We start from the raw sequence: 17,492 nt of genomic DNA, 5'->3' as shown, positions 1-17,492 counted from the left end.
AATCTTGGGTATTGATAGTCCCATAGACATTCGTAAAAGCTTGCGGACGATTGCGGACTGCATAAAACTGTAACAAACAGTATTTTGGTGCATAATAAGTATCTCCTTTTTTTATAATTAGCTTATAATCATTGAAATACTTTGATGTTTGCTTTACAGTGGTGTTGAAGTACGATAACGTATTTTTTTTATGAAGCTCTTCCAGATCGTTAAGGTTAATCATCGAAGAACGTACAGTATCAGAGTTGATTTCATACCAATCTTCTGAACCATCTAAATCAGGTAGAATGGAAAATAGCATGATATTATAATCATGTTGTCCATTATATATACCCTTATTACCGATAAATGTCTGTAACTTACTCGTTACATTAAAAAGATGTACTTCACGCTTAATCTTATATAGCGGATATGTGTTTAACCTAAAGGATGAGGCTGTAAACTCTTTGCTATCTTCGTCAAAAAGGAAATATTTGGTCTGACTAAATCCTTTATTGAAGGACAATAGGGAGATAAGGATCAACCAAATTATAAGGCACTTAGTTTTAAGCATGGCAATGTTCATTTCGTTTGTTAATTAGTTTCTTTCAATTAAAAATTATTTGCATTTAGTACCTGCTTTGCCATCTCTATGAGTCGAATTAACACTTGACTCAACTGCATTGAGATTATTTATTATTTAAAAGTCCAAAACTATCAGAAAGGGAGTTACATTCAGTTAGGTAAGTGTGCAATTAATTCAACTTCTAATTTAGCGTCTGACATATATAACCTTTGTACTTGTATCCAGGTAGCGGCAGGAAAGTCATTATTGTAAAACTGTTTCCTGACATCATTATATTTCTTCATTGCTTCAATGTCTGTCGTGTACAAGTTCTCTTTTACCACATGTTGAAATGTTGTTCCAAAACTGGCCAAAGATGCTTTTAAATCATTGTAAACAGCTTGAATTCCTTTAGGGGAAAGATCCGTAGTTACCGCGCCCGATATATAAAGAATGTTATCAACTTTTAAAACTTGACAATATCCCGCTGTTGTATCCTGTTTTATTTTGTTGTTGTTCCAATGCCACTTTTCTTTTTTGATATTTTTTTCCTGTGAAAAAGTATTGCTAAAAATTAATAGAAATGGAAGTAAAATAAGGTATTTCATCGTTTTTGGTATTTATTTAAATGGAGATCTTCATTGTTTAATTATTTTCCTAAATTAAGAAATTTAGGAATTGGTTACATCTTTTTATAAACTTCTCTCTTTATTTCAAAATAGAGAATAATAGCTCCTCCTTTAAAATGTTCGATTTTTATGCTCGGTATCTCCCGCGTACGGTTTACATACTCATTGTTTTCCTCAGATTGAAGGAAACGCTACTTTTGGAAATATTCCCATTTTTTTTAATGGTGTATATTCTAAACAGAAGCAGAATTTAGTACATATTCCAATATTTTAAGCCATATCATTCCAGTATTATCATTCTGCCGATTGTCGTGATGTTTGATGCTTAGAGTTAATAAAAATTTTTTTTAATTTTTTGATTATAGTTAAAATAAAAAGGAATAAAAACTACGTAATTCATAGTTTAAATATTTTATTTGTTTAGATTTGATCAGACAGACAAATAGCATATAATGTTAATTTTAATAGCCTTTGTTTAATTAGTTAACGTATTAAATAATTGTATCCATATTTATCATTCACTAAAATAAATTAAATGAAAACATCACGAGTTATTACCTTTTTCGTCTCATGCCTGATTATCTTTTCTGGATGTGAAACACATAACGAGTCCCATAAGGATATTCTTCAACAGAACAAACTTAGTGTTAACACTGAAAGAATTGGTTTGCACAATACGTTGTCCTAAAAAATCATAGAAGATAGAGCGAATTACAGTATTGAGAGAATCAGGGATATAAATAATGTTCTTCATTTTGCAGATCCCGACAATTCCGTTGTGGCATTACTTGAGGCGTCATGCGAAAGTGAACCTGTTATGACCGCTACAAAAGTTACCAGCGTGGGATATGCGACCTACCCCGTGACAGTTGATAACAAAATTATAGGCTACCTCTGGAATTTCTATGGGTCAACAAAACGTTCTATTTTTCAGGAGTTTAAATTTGATAAATTGGGTAAAGTAATTGGGTTTTCACTATGGAATGATGAAAACAAATTTTTCCTTAGCACAAACGATGAGTTGTATAAACCTCAATCATCAGCACTTATTTATAATAACCCAGCTCCAAAGCTACTTAAAGAGACATATGAAGAATGTGTAGTCCGAGTGTATGGTGCTGCAAAAGCAGCTTGTGAAGCTGACCCGACATGTGATATGATGTGCGACTTTACACCTGGTTGCCATGCTTGTATGGCGGTAGCCGCTGCAGCAGCTTGCGCTTTAAATTAAAAATATATGAAAATACTAATAATTGCTTCACTTGTATTTATTCTATTCGTCTATTTGCTGACCATATATAGAATTGCAACCTCAAAGCGAAAACTGGAAAGCTGGAAATTGCTTTTAGTCGTTTTCCTTCCATTTTTCGGGTGTATCATCTATCTGCTCACCCTAAATAATGATTTTAAAATTAGAGTAAGTAAAAATAAACACTTATAATTTTCGGGAATCAGGCTAATCTTACAATTAGCCTGGTTTTGACGAAAATAAAAGTTTTCCTTTCTTATCTCTATTTAAATTAGCTATATCCTAACTTGTTTGAAAACAAGGATGACACCAAATCTAAAAATTCTCTTGAATTTATTCTCCTAAATTATTTATAACTGTCATTGAATCGAATGCCACGAACGCTGATCCGAAATGAAAATTATGAATAGCCGTCAATTTTTGAACAACATTTTTAAACAAATGAACAAAGTTATTCCAATTTATCTTAAGACCTTTGATTTAGATCGAAGCCCAAAGCGGGTTAACATTTGGCTCAAGCGGACGTGTAGCTAAAAAGCCTCCCTTAAATGTTAAATAAGGGAGGCTTTTTTAATAGCTTGTTAATTAAATCGGCTATTGTTTCCTGTAACTATACTATATTTATGATGTGCTGAAATTTTGAGTCCACAAATATGCGTTGTTTTTTTGTATAGTTAGATCATCCATTCATTGCTAATTATCACTTATATTGATTCTCGTTGCCACATGTACATGGTTCCCTAAATTTGTCTCTTCCTCATCCTGTTGACGGATAAAATCAAGTAGTTGCCTCAATTCTCCATTGGCATCATCCCACCATTTAATTGACCATATCCTATGGAATATAAATCCATATCTTTCAAGTTGCTCCTGGCGGAAGCTGTCCCAGGCGTAAGCTTCAGGACTGTTATGATATTTCGCGCCATCACACTCTATTGCGATTAGTGGTTTGTGGCTCATTTTTGATTTTACAACGATATCAATTCGGAAACCGCCTACGGAATGCTGCTGTTCTAAGCGATCTGCACCGATATGCTGTGCAAGTTGTTCAAATACTTCATCTTCAAATGGAGACTCAGACCCTAAGCTAAATTCCGCGGGTTCATACAGTTTGTCTGTACAATACTGACTCAACAACTGTAAAATGCCCTTTCGCAATTCGTCATTACCCTCACTTACCGCTTTCGCATAGGTAAAGTAAGCGTACATAATACCACGGCCTTTATTGCCCTTCTGTTGGATAAGATTTGGGTACTGACCAACATACTCCTGCGGGAAAGAAGTACATACATATACCTTTGACCGTGCTCGAGTGATGATTACGTTCAACATACGATGTCCTTTACCTTGTATAATCGGACCAAAGTTTTGACTAAACGAGCCGTCGGCTTTTCGCCCAAATGTCGTTGAGAGAATGATAATATCCCGTTCGTCGCCCTGAATGTTTTCGAGATTTTTAACAAAGAATGAATCTCCCGCCTGTGCCATTAAACTGTCGAATACAGGGTCGTTCTGGCGAACTGCACTCAGTTCCTCAAGGATCAAGTTGCGTTGGTAAATATTGAAAGTAGCTACACCCACGCTTGGAATACTATCTTTAGCTTCCTTCATGATCTGTTGTAACAATTCGACCACTTTCAATGCCTCTTGCTTATTTACTTGCCCTTCATATAATCCATCAATCTGTAAGTATTCGATAGGAGTGTAGTGCTCCTTCGCCGGAACAGGCATCAACCTATTTCCGTAAAACGCATGATTGGAGAAGTCGATAAGATAAGGGTGTTTCGAGCGGTAATGGACTTTTAAATAAGATTCGACGAACCCTTTGTCTACAGCATAGGCCAGCAAGGACTCGCTATCTGCAAGGTTAAGCTGAGCCGCTTGTAGCGCAGTCCGATCTGAAAATTCATCTTCGTAATCTTCTGTCTCATCATCAATCGGATCAAGTAGCGCTCCACTTCCCTCGAAGTAAGAAGAGGGAGCCATCTGGTGCTTATCACCGGAAACAATTTTTGCTTTTCCCCGGATCAGGGCCGCGTAAGTATCTTCGAGACGCAGCTGACTGGCCTCATCGAATATGACCACATCAAAAATTCCTTCCTGTAGCGGTAGGATAGAACTGCAGACCGAAGGATTGACCAATAATACTGGAAAAAAATCTGTAAATAGTTCAAATTCTCTGTTTACAATGGTGCGGAGTGAATTGCGACGCATTCCCTTAGCTCCCTTTTTGTTAAACAAACTATTTATATTTTGTCCTCTGGCTTTAAAATGTCCGACGGCTTCCGCTTGTTTTTCTGTCCATAAGGCAATAATGCTATTCAGCTGCGCATGGTTAAACTCTTGTTTTTGCTGTTGATATTGTTGTAGTTGGTAATCGCTTTTTGGCAATTCCTGTGGCTCATTTGTCGTGAGTATCCAATACAAATACCAGCATTCAAATGCGTCAGCCCAATGATCTTTAAGGTGCAGACTGATTGTGGTAATAAGCCTTTGTTGCGCTTCGTCCAGCGAAAGGAAAAATGATTTCCACTCATGATAGATACGGAAATCACTTATGTGCTCGTTGAACGTTGTGATGGTATGCTTAATCCTATCACATAGTTCCTGTGCCGCTTGAAGATTTATATAAGGTAAAAATACCCCATTCGTGATATTTCCCGTTACTTGGTTACTTTCAATATCGTCAAAAGAGCTTTGTAGACTTTTATAGGCATCAGAACGACCAGCATAATAATCACGAAAATTATTAAAATACCTTAATTGAAAAGTTACTCTTTCAGTTAGATAGGGTACTACCTCAATCAACCCATTGATATCGGTTACAGGAGTCCTTGGAATGATATGATAATCAGCGATTAGCACTTGCTCCAAGCTATCCAATTTTTGAAGTAGGGGAGCTATCTGCGCTTTTAGTTCACTCAGTTCAGTATGAAAATGATGATTTGTAATATTAGTCAAATAGCTACTGATCGTAAGCGGGTATTGCTCTTTCCAAGTGGCTAGCTTTTGTCGGAGTTTATCAATATTGTTTAGGTAAATAGATAAATCACTTGTTTCCAAATGATCGTTATATTGATGTTCTATATAATATTTCTCAACATGGGCTGATCTTACCTGCGCGATGCGATTCTTTAATTCGATTCTCGTTTGTTTTATCTGTTTATGCTTTCCCGAGAATATACTTAATAAACTTGTTTTAAATCTTGCAACACTGCTATTATTTAATAGGTTATTACCATATTGAGCAATGCTTGATTCAGCGTAGGCAAGATAAGTTGATATTGCATTGCTTAGCGATGAATGATAGCTGCTATAATGTTGTTGCAAAGCATCTTCATATTGCTTGAAAAATTGTTGCGCTTTAATCCGTACTGTTTGTAATCCTAAGACAATTTCATTGATTCGCTGTTCCTGAGGAAAAGTGGATGGTAATACCTCTTCTTTAACTGAATCTCCAATACAAAAGGCTAAATAGGGCTTAAAATCCTGCTGCATTATTGCGGGGATGCCACTCAAAAAATCATCAGCCCATTGCTTTCCACTTGCTTGAAGTTCAGAAATAACCTGTTCAATTGTTGGTAGCTGTTTATGAGCGCAAGCAATAAAATCTTCAATTCTTACACGTGATGGCCCAACCTGTTGATCTAAAAATAGATCGTCTATCAATGGTTTAAATATGGGATGGACCTGATGCGATTGCTTAAATAAATTATGGCTATGTTTTATAACAACAAGTGTCCTTTCCAGTTCTGTGTGATCCTGAGCAAAATTAAAATCCTCTTTCGGTATAATATTCTTAAGCGGCACCTCATTAAAGTTTTTTAATAAAGCCAAATACCGTCCTACGATCTGTGACCAACTCTTATCGCCGTAGACCGATTGAGCTAAGGCAGCATGCTGTGTGTTAATAAGTTCAGCCGATTCCTTGAGTTTTGATTTTATCGTATCATATTGGTTTTGAGCTTGCCTTACTGAGATGTAAAAAGGAACTCCGATCTGACGATCTCTGACAGAATCTACGATCGCTTCACGCGCATCGTTTACATCATCAATTACACCTACTAGAGCGCCGATCTGAGGATTCGTACGTTCGATATTTGCTTTAATTACATCAAGCGCTGTTTTCTTTTCGCAGACGACAAGACATTTCAGCCCATTGGCAAGTGCATTTGTGATCAGTGCAGTTAATGATTGACTCTTTCCCGTACCTGGAGGGCCTTGTATTATTTGATTCGGTTCATTTCCAAGAGCACTTATTATGGCCTGTTGGCTGGGGTCGGTATCTACGGCACTGAAAGGTGTTGTCGATAAGCTTTCCACTTTAAGCTCATCAAATTCAAAGGCATCGAAGCGATCCAATAAACGGGAGATGTCGGTGATAATACTTTCTTTTTGCGCTCTGAACAAACCAAAAACACCACCAAAATGAATGTAAGCTTTATTATTGGCGATAGCATCTATCTGGGATGCTTCGGGTAATACATTTATAGCTGTTTCAAAGTTTTTGCTTAGCACCTCGAGTATCTGTTCTTTACTATTCGAATTGAGTGCTTCCAGTACTTCTGCACAAGCGTTCACTAGTTCGCTGCTATCAATCAGAGCGTCCTCTAAAGCTTCATTGGCCAGATTGGGGAGTGTAATGTCATCTTCACTTTTGATAAAAGAAAGGAGGACCTCGTTTATACTAATCGGGTGAATATCTGAATCCACTATTTTTCCATTCGCTTGAACCACTTTATTGCGCAAAAACGACCATTCATTGACTTTGTTTTTAGATTTAACGGCCTCTAGTTGCCAAATAAATAATGGAGCTTTTATGATTTTCGAAGGGTCTTTTGAAGATCTTTTTATAAGTATAGGATAGCCGAATCCGAGGGTCTTCATCCCATGTTCTTTAAAATAATCTTCATTTTCTATAATAATGGAGTTCAGTCGTTTAGAAATTACGGTCAGTTTCTTTTGAGTCTCCGCATCTTTTTCATTGAGGTCTATCGTATCAAATGAAATCTTAAATTCAAAGTTTGCTTTGGTCAACAAAGTATCCAAAAATGATTTGGCGAGACCATCCTCAATTAGGTCGAGCTGCTTCAGGTCTAACCGAGTGGCCAACCTTCCTGGCAATGCATTTAAATGAATAGAACGGGCGTTGCCGCCTTTTAATTTACTTTGTAAAGATTGCAGGAAAATCTTGGATGACATAATTTTAATATTTGTATTTATCCTAATATACAAATATTCGCTATAATCAGCAATGGAATCAAATTACCTAACCAAAGCCGGTGAGCATTCTAATTAGACACCTTTCCTAAATTTAAATAACCATCAGCATGCATGTCCTGTAATACCATAAAAGGCTCATTGAGTCAGGAGAGTTTCCGAAAGGCAATTGGGGGCTTTATCCGTTCACTCCATAGAGACAGCACACAATACAAGTTTGCAAAGCGTTATGGATTACTCCAGGAAAAGGAGGAGGTTGTTAGGTTTTACTTTGAGGAGATTGGTTAGTTTGAGCCTAACTTATCGCATTCGTCATAAAAAAAATCGCTAACCTCTTGTGGAAGTTTTTTGAACTTTGGAGCTTCATTAAAATACCCATTTAATGACGATACATATTTATCCATTCTCGAAAACGTTAGATCATTTAAATTTTTAAAGAAGTCTTTAAAATGATCCGTTGTGTTTTGGCAAGCGACTTCAAGTTGCTCTTATTTATTTTTTTTCATTTTGCAAATATAGCTACTTAGTTATGACTATTTATTGTAGGATACAATCCTAATACCTCATAACCGGATCAACCCTACACACTTTTGTGTAGAACTTCCCATTCAACTACACTCTCCTCTTAATTTTACTTATCTTATCAGCTAATTATATTGCCAAGTGAAAAGATATTTAATGTTTATTGCGCTGCTAGGGCTAGGCTTTTGCGCGTGTAAGAAAGAGCAGGCTGCTGAGCCTGAAAAGCCATCTGTTGAAACTATCAAAATTGCAGGCCACAATTATCCAAAAGATTCCATTATGAATGTTTTTGAAAAGTACAGTGGCTTTACAAAAGAAAGATTCATTTTCAACCAAGAAAAAGAGCAATTCTACATTGCTGATTACAAACTATTTGTTGAACCTTCTGATTATATTATACTTAAAAAATAATGAGATATCTAATTTATATTCTTTTTTCACAAATTCTATTTTTGAAAACCTTTGCACAGGGAAATTTTGATAAATATGGTGTAAATGTTGACTTTATTGCTGAACCTAATGTAACTACTAGTAACGGTGTTCAGCTTTTCTATAATTCTTCAACGGATAATAATTATAAATTCAAAATTTTAGCCAGAATTTCAAGAAATGATAAAGGCAAAAGCGATCAATATGGTGAATTAACATGGTTAAGACTAAAATATGTCACCAATGGAAACACTTATGTAATTGCGGATGAACTAATACTCTACTTTGTTCCTGATGGTTTAAATCAAAGCCCATATCGAGAGCATATAATTGAAATACCTCCAACAATTCAAACTGATGGCCAAATAGTAGGAGAGTTTTATACTCGAAATGGTACTTCAATTAATGAAGTTAAGTCTGTAAACGCACCCTTAATAACCAAAATTATAAGTGGTCCTTCACAAATTTGCACTGAAGGAATATATACCTTTGGAGGTTCTGAGCCTGTTTCACTTGAAAACGCAACTAATATTGCAACGCTGACAAGTTTAGGAAATAATCAATATAAGATAACCAGGATTGGCTATCAAACTGGAACTGTTAAATTAAAGTCTACGACATCAGGCAAAACATTTGAAAAAGAAATTACAGTTGGTGGTGGTGCAAATATTGTAATCGACGAAATGAGTTCATTACAGCAAGTTGGTAATGGATTCCAATTTCAGGTACTGCCTGGAAATGCTAACATGAAGTATACAGGCGTACTAAAAGTTACAAATATAACTACGAGTGTTCCTACGACCTATAGCTGGTCTTTAGTGTCGAAGACAGCAACACATTATACTTTTGGGTGGAGTTCGAATGGCAGATCTGTTGAGGTGCACTCTAAAGGGAATGTAGGTTTTGTTGTTTTAAGATGTAAAGCTGTAAGTGGCTGTGATATTATAGAACAGGATTATACGTTTTATTTTGGTGTAAATCCTAACGATTAATTAAATAATAGACGCCTAGACCAAAAATCTAGGCGTTTACTTTTTTAACAAAAAAATCTTTCCTTTTTAAATCGGGTAGAGTTTTTCCAAGAAAAGTTGAAGGATTAAATTTCATAATAACCATGAGTCATCCATAACTTGTAAAGATCATTTAAGTCCGCCACATCCTGACTTGTTTGATAACAAGGATGAAACCAAATCCAAAAATTCTCTTGATCTCTCAAATTATTCATGACAATCATTTGGTGCGAATGCCACAAAAGGGCCTACCTCTCTTAAAAGGAGGGAGTTTTTTTTAATGTATCATTTCAAATTCAGAATATTTTCTCAATAGAATAAAATTTATAAATAATCTGAATTTATAAATTTTATTCTATTTTTATATCAGCTAATTAACCTGATAAGTGTGTATTGATTTTATAAGCCGGAGGTAAAACTTACCCTTAATAACTTATAAAAGTGTATGTGTTATTAGTATTTCAAGTTTAGAAACCTAATTATAAATCATATGAAATACGCAATCACAGTGCTACTTCTCTGCTATACTTTAATAGCATCAGCACAAGAACAAAACTCTTCTGGAATCTTAATCGGGAATTTTTATCGGACTAAAGTAGATATGGTCGTCCAACAATTTGATTATATTAAAGAAGATACATTACCCTATCGGTACATCGCTAAGGCCGGTGCAAAATTTACAATTATTGGAATAAAAAATTCTGAAATTATTATAAAATTTTGGCATTTTAATGACACTAATACGCAATCTCAACTTGAAAAGGATTTTGCAAAAACAGGATCTGATTTACTCTATATTGATAAATCAGCAAACGATAAGCATTTTGTAGTACAAACAACAGTACTTAATGGAAAGACAGAAAGCTATAATGGTAAGTCAACAAGTTTCGTATGGGGGATTACTACTTTACCAGTAAAATTGAGATTTGGAAATAGTGACGGCAGAGAATTTCAATTCTCCAGCAATTTCAATATAGGTACCAATGCAGGGATACAATGGGCGTTTAAAGGCAGGAAATCTCAAAACCTTAATTTATTGTTTGGTGTCGGTATATCGTCCGTACAAGTAGATAGCGCTTCTACTGAAGGTAAACAAAAGGAATCAATAACTGCTGCTGCATTTACCCCCTCCTTAGGTGTGGTTTATGGATATGAAAGAATGCAGGTTGGAATCTATACCGGAATGGATTTTACTGGTGGGGCATTAAGTAAGAAATGGGTTTATCAAAGCAAACCCTGGTTGGCAGTAGGTATAGGTTTTGCATTGTTCCAAAAGGATAAGCAGGAAGAGGCTGGACAGGGTGATAATTAATAACCAAATATAAAATCAATAAGGACTATGTAATCATTTTTTTTGCCATGAAAAGAACACTTGTAATTCTGTTTTTATGCATTGTCCATTACGGCTCCTTCGGCCAAAATAAATATATGGACAGTGAGCTTGACCCAAATAGATTAAACATGAATTTTCGGGTCTATGACCCGAACACAGCGCTATTTATGGGCCAGCTTTCTGATTTGGTCTATGAAGATTCCTTGTTGATCGATAATTATATGCAGATCCTACGAAAACGATATCCCGACTGGAAAATATCCTATAAATTTTTGAATAGCAAAAAATCGGATGCCCAAGCGTTGTTGTTTTGTACTAAAAATTTTATGATTATCGCCTTTCGAGGGACAGAGCCAAACATAGTGGCCGATTGGATTACAGACGCTTCATTTTGGAATTATGAAAATAATCCCTCGTTTGGTAATGCGCTCTCTGGAATGCCAGCAGGACATGGTGGGTTTAGAAGGTCATTAATAAATTTGATTCAGGAAGAGGATTTATTTAGTGAAATAGATTTATTGAGCCAGAAGATGCATCCAGAACTTAAACGATCGCAATTCCCTATTTATACTACTGGTCACTCACTTGGAGCAGCCCTGTCTCAGCTCTTTATGGAGTGTTTGAGATTTGAGGGATACAATTTCAAAGGAGCCTATCACTTTGCCCCACCACTTGCTGTTTCCTGTTCCCTACGGGAGCAGATGAAGTTTAACTTTGGCTCTATTGTTTATGATATTGTAAACTATAAAGATTATGTACCTCGTGCGGGACGTAACGGAGTCGCACACTTTGGGCAATTCCTCAGAATATGCGACGACGGAGAAATTCATTTTGAAAAAGAAGCCTATGTGAAATTTTCAATTGCCGAATATACAAAGGCCCTTAAATACCATAAACTGACGAACCATTTAGCAGCTATAAGACGCGATGACAATAAGCTGCAGGAAATCAAATCTCGTTCCTCCGACTTTTCATGCATGGGTGATGAAATAATAGAAAAAGACCCATGCAAAATTGAAAATTAAAATACAATTGCATAGTAGGAAATGAATGGCGAAGATCTGATATGGCTGCGAAATACGCGAACTGTCAGTGCTTGATGTGGAGCAATGTGGCTATATGATGTAAAAGCCGCGGCAAGACGCACGGCTTTTACATCATATAGGAATCAATACCTGACGCAATGTGGCCTATCTCAAAAAACTGAGCATTTAAAAGTAGAGAATTCAAATTTGAATTACTAAATTTTAAAGGGGAGGAAAAGCGATGAAAAAATCAAAGTTTACGGAACAACAGATCGCCTTTGCGATCAAACAGGATGAAACCAAATCCAAAAATTCTCCTGGTCTTTTTCCTTATACCTGAAGTGTGTAAACTTTTCATTTAAATTTTTCATAACTGCTTTTTAGTGCTAATGCCACAAATGCCGTTCCGGAGGGATTAGATTAGAGTGAAAGTTATGTTTTGAACAACATTTTTAAAGAAATGAAGGACAGTTATTCCAACTAAACTTGCGACCTTTGATTTAGATCGAAGCCCAAAGCCGGTTAACATTTAGCCAAAGCGGACATCTAGCTAACATTGCCCCCCTTGACGGTTAACAAGGGGGGCTTTTTCTTTTAAATTGCCTATTCTATGCCTAAGATTATAATTTTAGTTAATGCGGTTGGGATCTCCGATAACCATCTGCGTTATAATTCTTAATGTACTTTTCGGTATCTCCCGCGTACCGCTTACTAACACGATGTTTGTCCTAGATAGCCACTGACACCGCCATACTTTTGCTGTACACATTTAAATCAAAGAAATATGGCAAATCAATTTTTAATTAAGGAAACTATGCAGTCGATGAAGACACTGGATTCGACTGAAATCGCTGCATTGGAAAGCGGAACTTACAATGGAGTTCAGTTGTTAGGCTACCGCGAAAAAGGGGATACACCCGCGCCGATCATTTATCATTACGTTCATCCTGTAAATGATCCTAATCCTGGTCCTGACAATGGCGGTAGCGTCATTGCCGTATCAGATATAAAGCTTAAACACACATTTGTAGGCGAGGTAGATGTAAGATATTTTGGTGCATCTGAAAATGTGGAGAGCTCAAATTCCATCCAGACCGTCAATAATCTTTGCGAAAGTAACGGTAAATTAACTCTGGTAGGATACGGCGATTTTAAGGTGGATCTGCCCCTATATCTTACTTGTAACTGTAATCTTGCTAATGCGACATTCCGGACAACCAAAGTTAGTTCTGGGGCACTCCTGACGATTTCTAATGGTGCAAGGCTTGAAAATAAGAATATAAAACTACCTACGGTGGTAAATGCTTTATTCACTACGTCTTATGCTAATATTCAATCTACGGGAGTAAGTATTAGGGCCATAACGATGTCAAAAATAATGATTAATCGAATTTCTGGTTTTAAGATTGGATGTTATATGTTTTCCGATCTTTCCTTTCAGGATGATATCACTTGGAATGACTTTTATTTTAAAGGCTGCATCAATAATGAAACGCAGTGGAAGATGCAAGTAGATAATGAAGGTTATATCAATCAAAATACATTTAGGAATTTCATGTCATCTAAATATTCTGCGACTGATAGAGAGAATGACAAACAATTGGTCATAGTTAACAACGCTACAACAACGACCAGGATGGATAATAATACTTTTTTAAACTGCTCATTTGAACAGATAATGGAACGAGTAGACAATCCGGACTATTCAATTGTTGATATTCATGGCGCTACAAATTCTCTCTTCTTGGGCTGTCGATATGAAACCTACTTAAAGGGTAATAAAATTTTAGTAAGTGGGGGGAGGGATAATATATTCTTAGGTGGCTATGGTTTGCGAGTTCCTAACTTTCTTATTCAGAATAATGCTGAACTAACCATTGAAGCCGGTTCCCAATTTTACTCAACAGGCAGGACAACTAATATAAACGGAGATATTAACTTAAATAGTGGACATCGCTATAAAACTGATGGATCGTCTTCGGGTGTTACTATGGTCGGAAGTGTTTACCCTTTGATTATCGATAACAGCCAGGTGGCATTGAGTGCAGTCCCAAGGATATACCTTCAAGATGGACAACGGTTTGAACAGCAATTTTTCTTAAATACTAACGGAACCAATACATTGGCCTCCCGAGATATCATGACCGTAACTGGAAATGGTTTAAGTACCCGGAATTTAGAGGGAATACAAAACTTACGTATTAACAATAAGAATGTACAATATGCCGATTACTTATCCAATGATCAGTTTCCAATAAATACACAACGTGGGACTATGTTTTTTCGCTCCACAGATCAAATTCCGAAGTGGTGGAATGGAAGCAGCTGGGTGAATGCTGTTCCCAATGCCAATACCTCAAAATATGGAATTGTAAAACAATCTACTGCTGTTTCGAATGTAATGACTGCTGATTCTAATAAATCAGTTTTAACTGATGCTACAAGCTCCGAATCGGCAATCGCGCTCGTTAACGATTTAAAAAGTAAATACAATCAAGCTGTTGATCTGCTGCAGAATCTAAAGAATCAGCTCAATACAAAATTAAATGCTGACAGAAATAGTGGACAGCAGGCAATGTAGTCTTGTGATAATAATTATGTCTGCTGAACGATCGAGACTGTAAGGTTAACTGGGTCACGTAATTTGTCCGAATTAATATCTATTCAGTACTGCCTCCCTTAAAGTTTAATAGGGGAGGCTTTCTTTGTTTAGATTGTTTTTTCATTACAAATACAATTGTCTAATAAATCCGGTGCTGTTCCCCACAACCAGTCAACATTTCATACTTTTCGGTATATCCCAAATACCGCTTACATACACCTTGTTTTCCTCAGATCGCCGTCGTAGCGACCATATTTTTGTCATACACATAAAAACAAAAGAATATGGCAAATCAATTTTTAATTAAAGAGACGATGGATGCAATGCGTAATCTGTCCGCAACTGAAATCGATGGATTAAAAGGGAACAATCCAATTTATGCAGGAGTAAAGTTATTAGGTTATTATGAAAAAGGTGACACACCGTCTCCGATTATCTATTATTTAGCGCCAACGACCCCTGACCCTGGAATTGACGACGGCGGAAGTGTAATTGTTACCACGGTCGGGAGTAAACTGGTTCATCATTTCGATATAGTTTTCCCTGAATATTTTGGGGCAAAAGGAGATGGCCTGACAGATGATTCGACCGCTATTATTAAAGCAAATCGATATGCCGTAAAAAGCAAATCAACAGTCTTTGAATTTCTTCCTAAAACTTATAGTATAGGAAAATTTTCAACGCCCAATAATATACTATTTGTGATGATATCTAATCTTACCGTAAATGGAAATGGGGCGATTTTGAAATTGCAGGACCATGTTTTGGACACTGCTGCGGCAAATGTAAAGTTTATTTATGCAGAAGGCCCGATTAATAATTTTAAAGTTTTTAATTTGACTTTAGACTTTAATGGCCTCAATAACTTTGTGCAGGGAGTGAAAATGAATTTTTGTATTGCTATTGGATGTTTTTTTAACAGTGATGGAATCATAATTTCAGGAAATACAATTCTAAATAATCCAGCACGTCAAAGCCTTTTGTTTGGCGATGGAGTTCAGGGTAAGTTTGCGAATAATATTCTTATAACCGACAATGTCTTTAAGAATTTTGGGAATGCGATTAGTGGAAACAATTCCCAAGACGATCACTCTGTCATCTATCTGTGTGGGGAGAACCCGATAGTCACAAATAATAGTTTTATTAATGAAAGAGATTTTATTGCAGAAAGACTTATGCCATTGTCAACAGCGGTTGAATTGCATTCTTCAGCTTCGGTAGTGACAGGCAATATTATAAAAAATTTCAAACAGGCATTTGTCATTGCCGCAATGAACGAAAACCAAAAAAGTTCGATATATGCTAATAATGTATGTAATACTATCGGTAGGCTGGCAGAAGTATGGTCAAGAAATAATAGCGTGTTGGACGATATATTGATTGCTGACAATATTGTCTCTCAATCCTATTATTTACCTCTTATTGATGCCTATACCAATACGTTTACTCCAGTAGGTAAGATTGTTATCGAAAATAATATTGTCGAAAATACAAGAGAGCGATCAACGAGTCTTTCAAATCCCTCATTTTACTTTAAGAACGTTAAAAATGTTATCATACGAAACAACCAGCTAAAGAAAATTCCAGGCGGATTGGGGTTGTTTAATGGCAGTTCGGAGATTGATATCACCGTTGATGTTTCCAATAACTCATTTACAGATTGTGGTAATACCGATCATACTGCTGCTTATATGTCACATCGTGGGTTTCTTTTCAATTTGGGTAAATATAAAGAGGTGCGTTTCAATGGTAACAGTTTCTATAAAACCGAAATCAATAAGAGTTATATCGACTATATGTTTCAATCCGATTCTGCCGTGGACGTTTTGCACGTAAAAGAAAATATGTCGCTGAATACCAATGACATTCAAATCCACTCGACAGCAGAATATAGCGAAATTGTGATTAAACATGCTGGGAGTTTAGATCCGAGAACTATTCATCTTAGGGCATCATTTGGAAGTAGTATAACAGATATTTCCTCCAATGTCAAATGGGAGAAAATAGGAGGGAGCCAGAGTTGGAATGGTTGGAGAAAAATTACGTATGCGAGTAATGAGCCTGCTAATGGAAGTTATGTTGCCGGAGATCTGGTGTATAATAATTCAGTTACAGCTGTAAATCCTGAATTAGGATGGATATGTATAACCAGCGGTATCCCAGGCGTATGGAGAGCCATTTAGCTCTGTTGAGTTCACAAAGATATCCTCTTTACTAGGTGATTTTTCTTCGAATCCTAAGCTTCCCTTAGTTCTACAGAGGGAAGTTTTTGTTTTCGTTTATTTTGTGTTTGTCACAGAAGATTTCGCCGACATAGGTCCTATTTTTAAAAGGAGCGCTACTTTTGGAAAGATTCCCATTTTTTAATAGTGTATAAAGTTGCTGAAAGCAATTCTGTTTCTGACTAGTGTGCTGTTCCGGAAAAGATAATTATGAATAGCCGTCAACTTTTGAACAACATTTTTAAACCAATTAACAAAGTTAATCCAAATAACCTTGTGAACTTTGATTTAGATCGAAGCCCAAAGTCGGTTAAAAATCAGCTAAAACAGGCATCCAGCCAAAATTGCCTTCCTTGACGGTTGACAAGGGGGAGAGCTTTTATAATACTTTATTTTTTAATTATACAGCATTTTTGTCTCATATTTATTCCTTTTTGTCTCATTTGTAGTATTTGTTAAAATAATTTACTTGATCAAATTTTTTTGTTAAAAATATTTGAATTTATATTTTATTAAATATTTAATAATATGATATTAATGTTCTTAAAAATATTTATTTAGTGAATTTAATTGATACTAAATGATATATTCTTATCATTTTTCTGTTATTTTGTCTCATTTGTGTATTTTGATATTCTTTTATTTAAATAATTATATTTAAGTTTTTAATTTGATTTTGGTGTATTTTAAAAATTGATAGTTCGTCC

10 protein-coding genes and 1 pseudogene are annotated in these 17,492 nt (G+C 35.9%); 8 read left to right on the top strand and 3 right to left on the bottom strand.

The window, feature by feature from the left end; genetic code table 11:
• Window positions 1-553, bottom strand: a pseudogene (locus tag GVK91_RS26990) (hypothetical protein); the annotation flags it as partial.
• Window positions 554-714: 161 nt separating this feature from the next.
• Window positions 715-1,152: a RidA family protein gene (locus GVK91_RS26985; RefSeq protein WP_159732699.1), complete on the bottom strand. Its 438-nt coding sequence runs from the start codon at window positions 1,150-1,152 to the stop codon at window positions 715-717.
• 838 nt (window positions 1,153-1,990) lie between these two features.
• On the opposite strand from GVK91_RS26985, the gene GVK91_RS26980 reads away from it, so the two are divergent.
• Window positions 1,991-2,404 (top strand): hypothetical protein, encoded by a 414-nt coding sequence (locus tag GVK91_RS26980; protein WP_159732696.1) that lies wholly within the window; start codon window positions 1,991-1,993, stop codon window positions 2,402-2,404.
• A 711-nt stretch (window positions 2,405-3,115) separates the two neighbouring features.
• Here GVK91_RS26980 and GVK91_RS26975 read toward each other — a convergent pair.
• Complete coding sequence (locus GVK91_RS26975) at window positions 3,116-7,624, bottom strand: AAA domain-containing protein (protein ID WP_159732693.1); 4,509 nt, start codon at window positions 7,622-7,624, stop codon at window positions 3,116-3,118.
• Between the two features lie 132 nt (window positions 7,625-7,756).
• Here GVK91_RS26975 and GVK91_RS26970 point away from each other — a divergent pair, with 132 nt between their 5' ends.
• The 7 genes from GVK91_RS26970 (at window position 7,757) to GVK91_RS26940 (ending at window position 16,746) form a co-directional block, all read left to right on the top strand.
• A complete protein-coding gene (locus GVK91_RS26970) occupies window positions 7,757-7,930 on the top strand; it encodes a hypothetical protein (RefSeq protein WP_159732690.1) in 174 nt (57 codons plus the stop codon).
• A 375-nt stretch (window positions 7,931-8,305) separates the two neighbouring features.
• Window positions 8,306-8,575, top strand: coding sequence for a hypothetical protein (locus tag GVK91_RS26965; protein ID WP_159732687.1), 270 nt, complete (start codon window positions 8,306-8,308; stop codon window positions 8,573-8,575).
• A complete protein-coding gene (locus tag GVK91_RS26960; RefSeq protein ID WP_153845624.1) occupies window positions 8,575-9,585 on the top strand; it encodes a hypothetical protein in 1,011 nt (336 codons plus the stop codon). Before GVK91_RS26965 ends, GVK91_RS26960 begins: the two co-directional genes overlap by 1 nt.
• 508 nt (window positions 9,586-10,093) lie before the next feature.
• Complete coding sequence (locus GVK91_RS26955) at window positions 10,094-10,915, top strand: hypothetical protein (protein ID WP_159732684.1); 822 nt, start codon at window positions 10,094-10,096, stop codon at window positions 10,913-10,915.
• 47 nt (window positions 10,916-10,962) lie between these two features.
• Window positions 10,963-11,961 (top strand): lipase family protein, encoded by a 999-nt coding sequence (locus tag GVK91_RS26950; RefSeq protein WP_159732681.1) that lies wholly within the window; start codon window positions 10,963-10,965, stop codon window positions 11,959-11,961.
• A gap of 784 nt (window positions 11,962-12,745) precedes the next feature.
• Entirely contained in the window at window positions 12,746-14,542 is a 1,797-nt protein-coding gene (locus GVK91_RS26945) for a hypothetical protein (RefSeq protein ID WP_159732678.1), read from the top strand.
• Between the two features lie 305 nt (window positions 14,543-14,847).
• Window positions 14,848-16,746, top strand: a complete 1,899-nt coding sequence (locus GVK91_RS26940; RefSeq protein ID WP_159732675.1) for a hypothetical protein — start codon at window positions 14,848-14,850, stop codon at window positions 16,744-16,746.
• The last annotated feature ends 746 nt before the right edge of the window (window positions 16,747-17,492 follow it).

It is taken from the genome of Sphingobacterium sp. 18053 (genome assembly GCF_902706145.1).
Taxonomy (GTDB): domain Bacteria; phylum Bacteroidota; class Bacteroidia; order Sphingobacteriales; family Sphingobacteriaceae; genus Sphingobacterium; species Sphingobacterium paramultivorum.
This window is presented reverse-complemented; position numbering and strand designations above follow the sequence as displayed.

Bases quoted from the DNA above. Each gene is read 5' to 3' on its own strand.
- GVK91_RS26985 (WP_159732699.1), bottom strand. From the start codon at position 1,152: ATGAAATACCTTATTTTACTTCCATTTCTATTAATTTTTAGCAATACT.
- GVK91_RS26980 (WP_159732696.1), top strand. From the start codon at position 1,991: ATGACCGCTACAAAAGTTACCAGCGTGGGATATGCGACCTACCCCGTG.
- GVK91_RS26975 (WP_159732693.1), bottom strand. From the start codon at position 7,624: ATGTCATCCAAGATTTTCCTGCAATCTTTACAAAGTAAATTAAAAGGC.
- GVK91_RS26970 (WP_159732690.1), top strand. From the start codon at position 7,757: ATGTCCTGTAATACCATAAAAGGCTCATTGAGTCAGGAGAGTTTCCGA.
- GVK91_RS26960 (WP_153845624.1), top strand. From the start codon at position 8,575: ATGAGATATCTAATTTATATTCTTTTTTCACAAATTCTATTTTTGAAA.
- GVK91_RS26955 (WP_159732684.1), top strand. From the start codon at position 10,094: ATGAAATACGCAATCACAGTGCTACTTCTCTGCTATACTTTAATAGCA.
- GVK91_RS26950 (WP_159732681.1), top strand. From the start codon at position 10,963: ATGAAAAGAACACTTGTAATTCTGTTTTTATGCATTGTCCATTACGGC.
- GVK91_RS26945 (WP_159732678.1), top strand. From the start codon at position 12,746: ATGGCAAATCAATTTTTAATTAAGGAAACTATGCAGTCGATGAAGACA.
- GVK91_RS26940 (WP_159732675.1), top strand. From the start codon at position 14,848: ATGGCAAATCAATTTTTAATTAAAGAGACGATGGATGCAATGCGTAAT.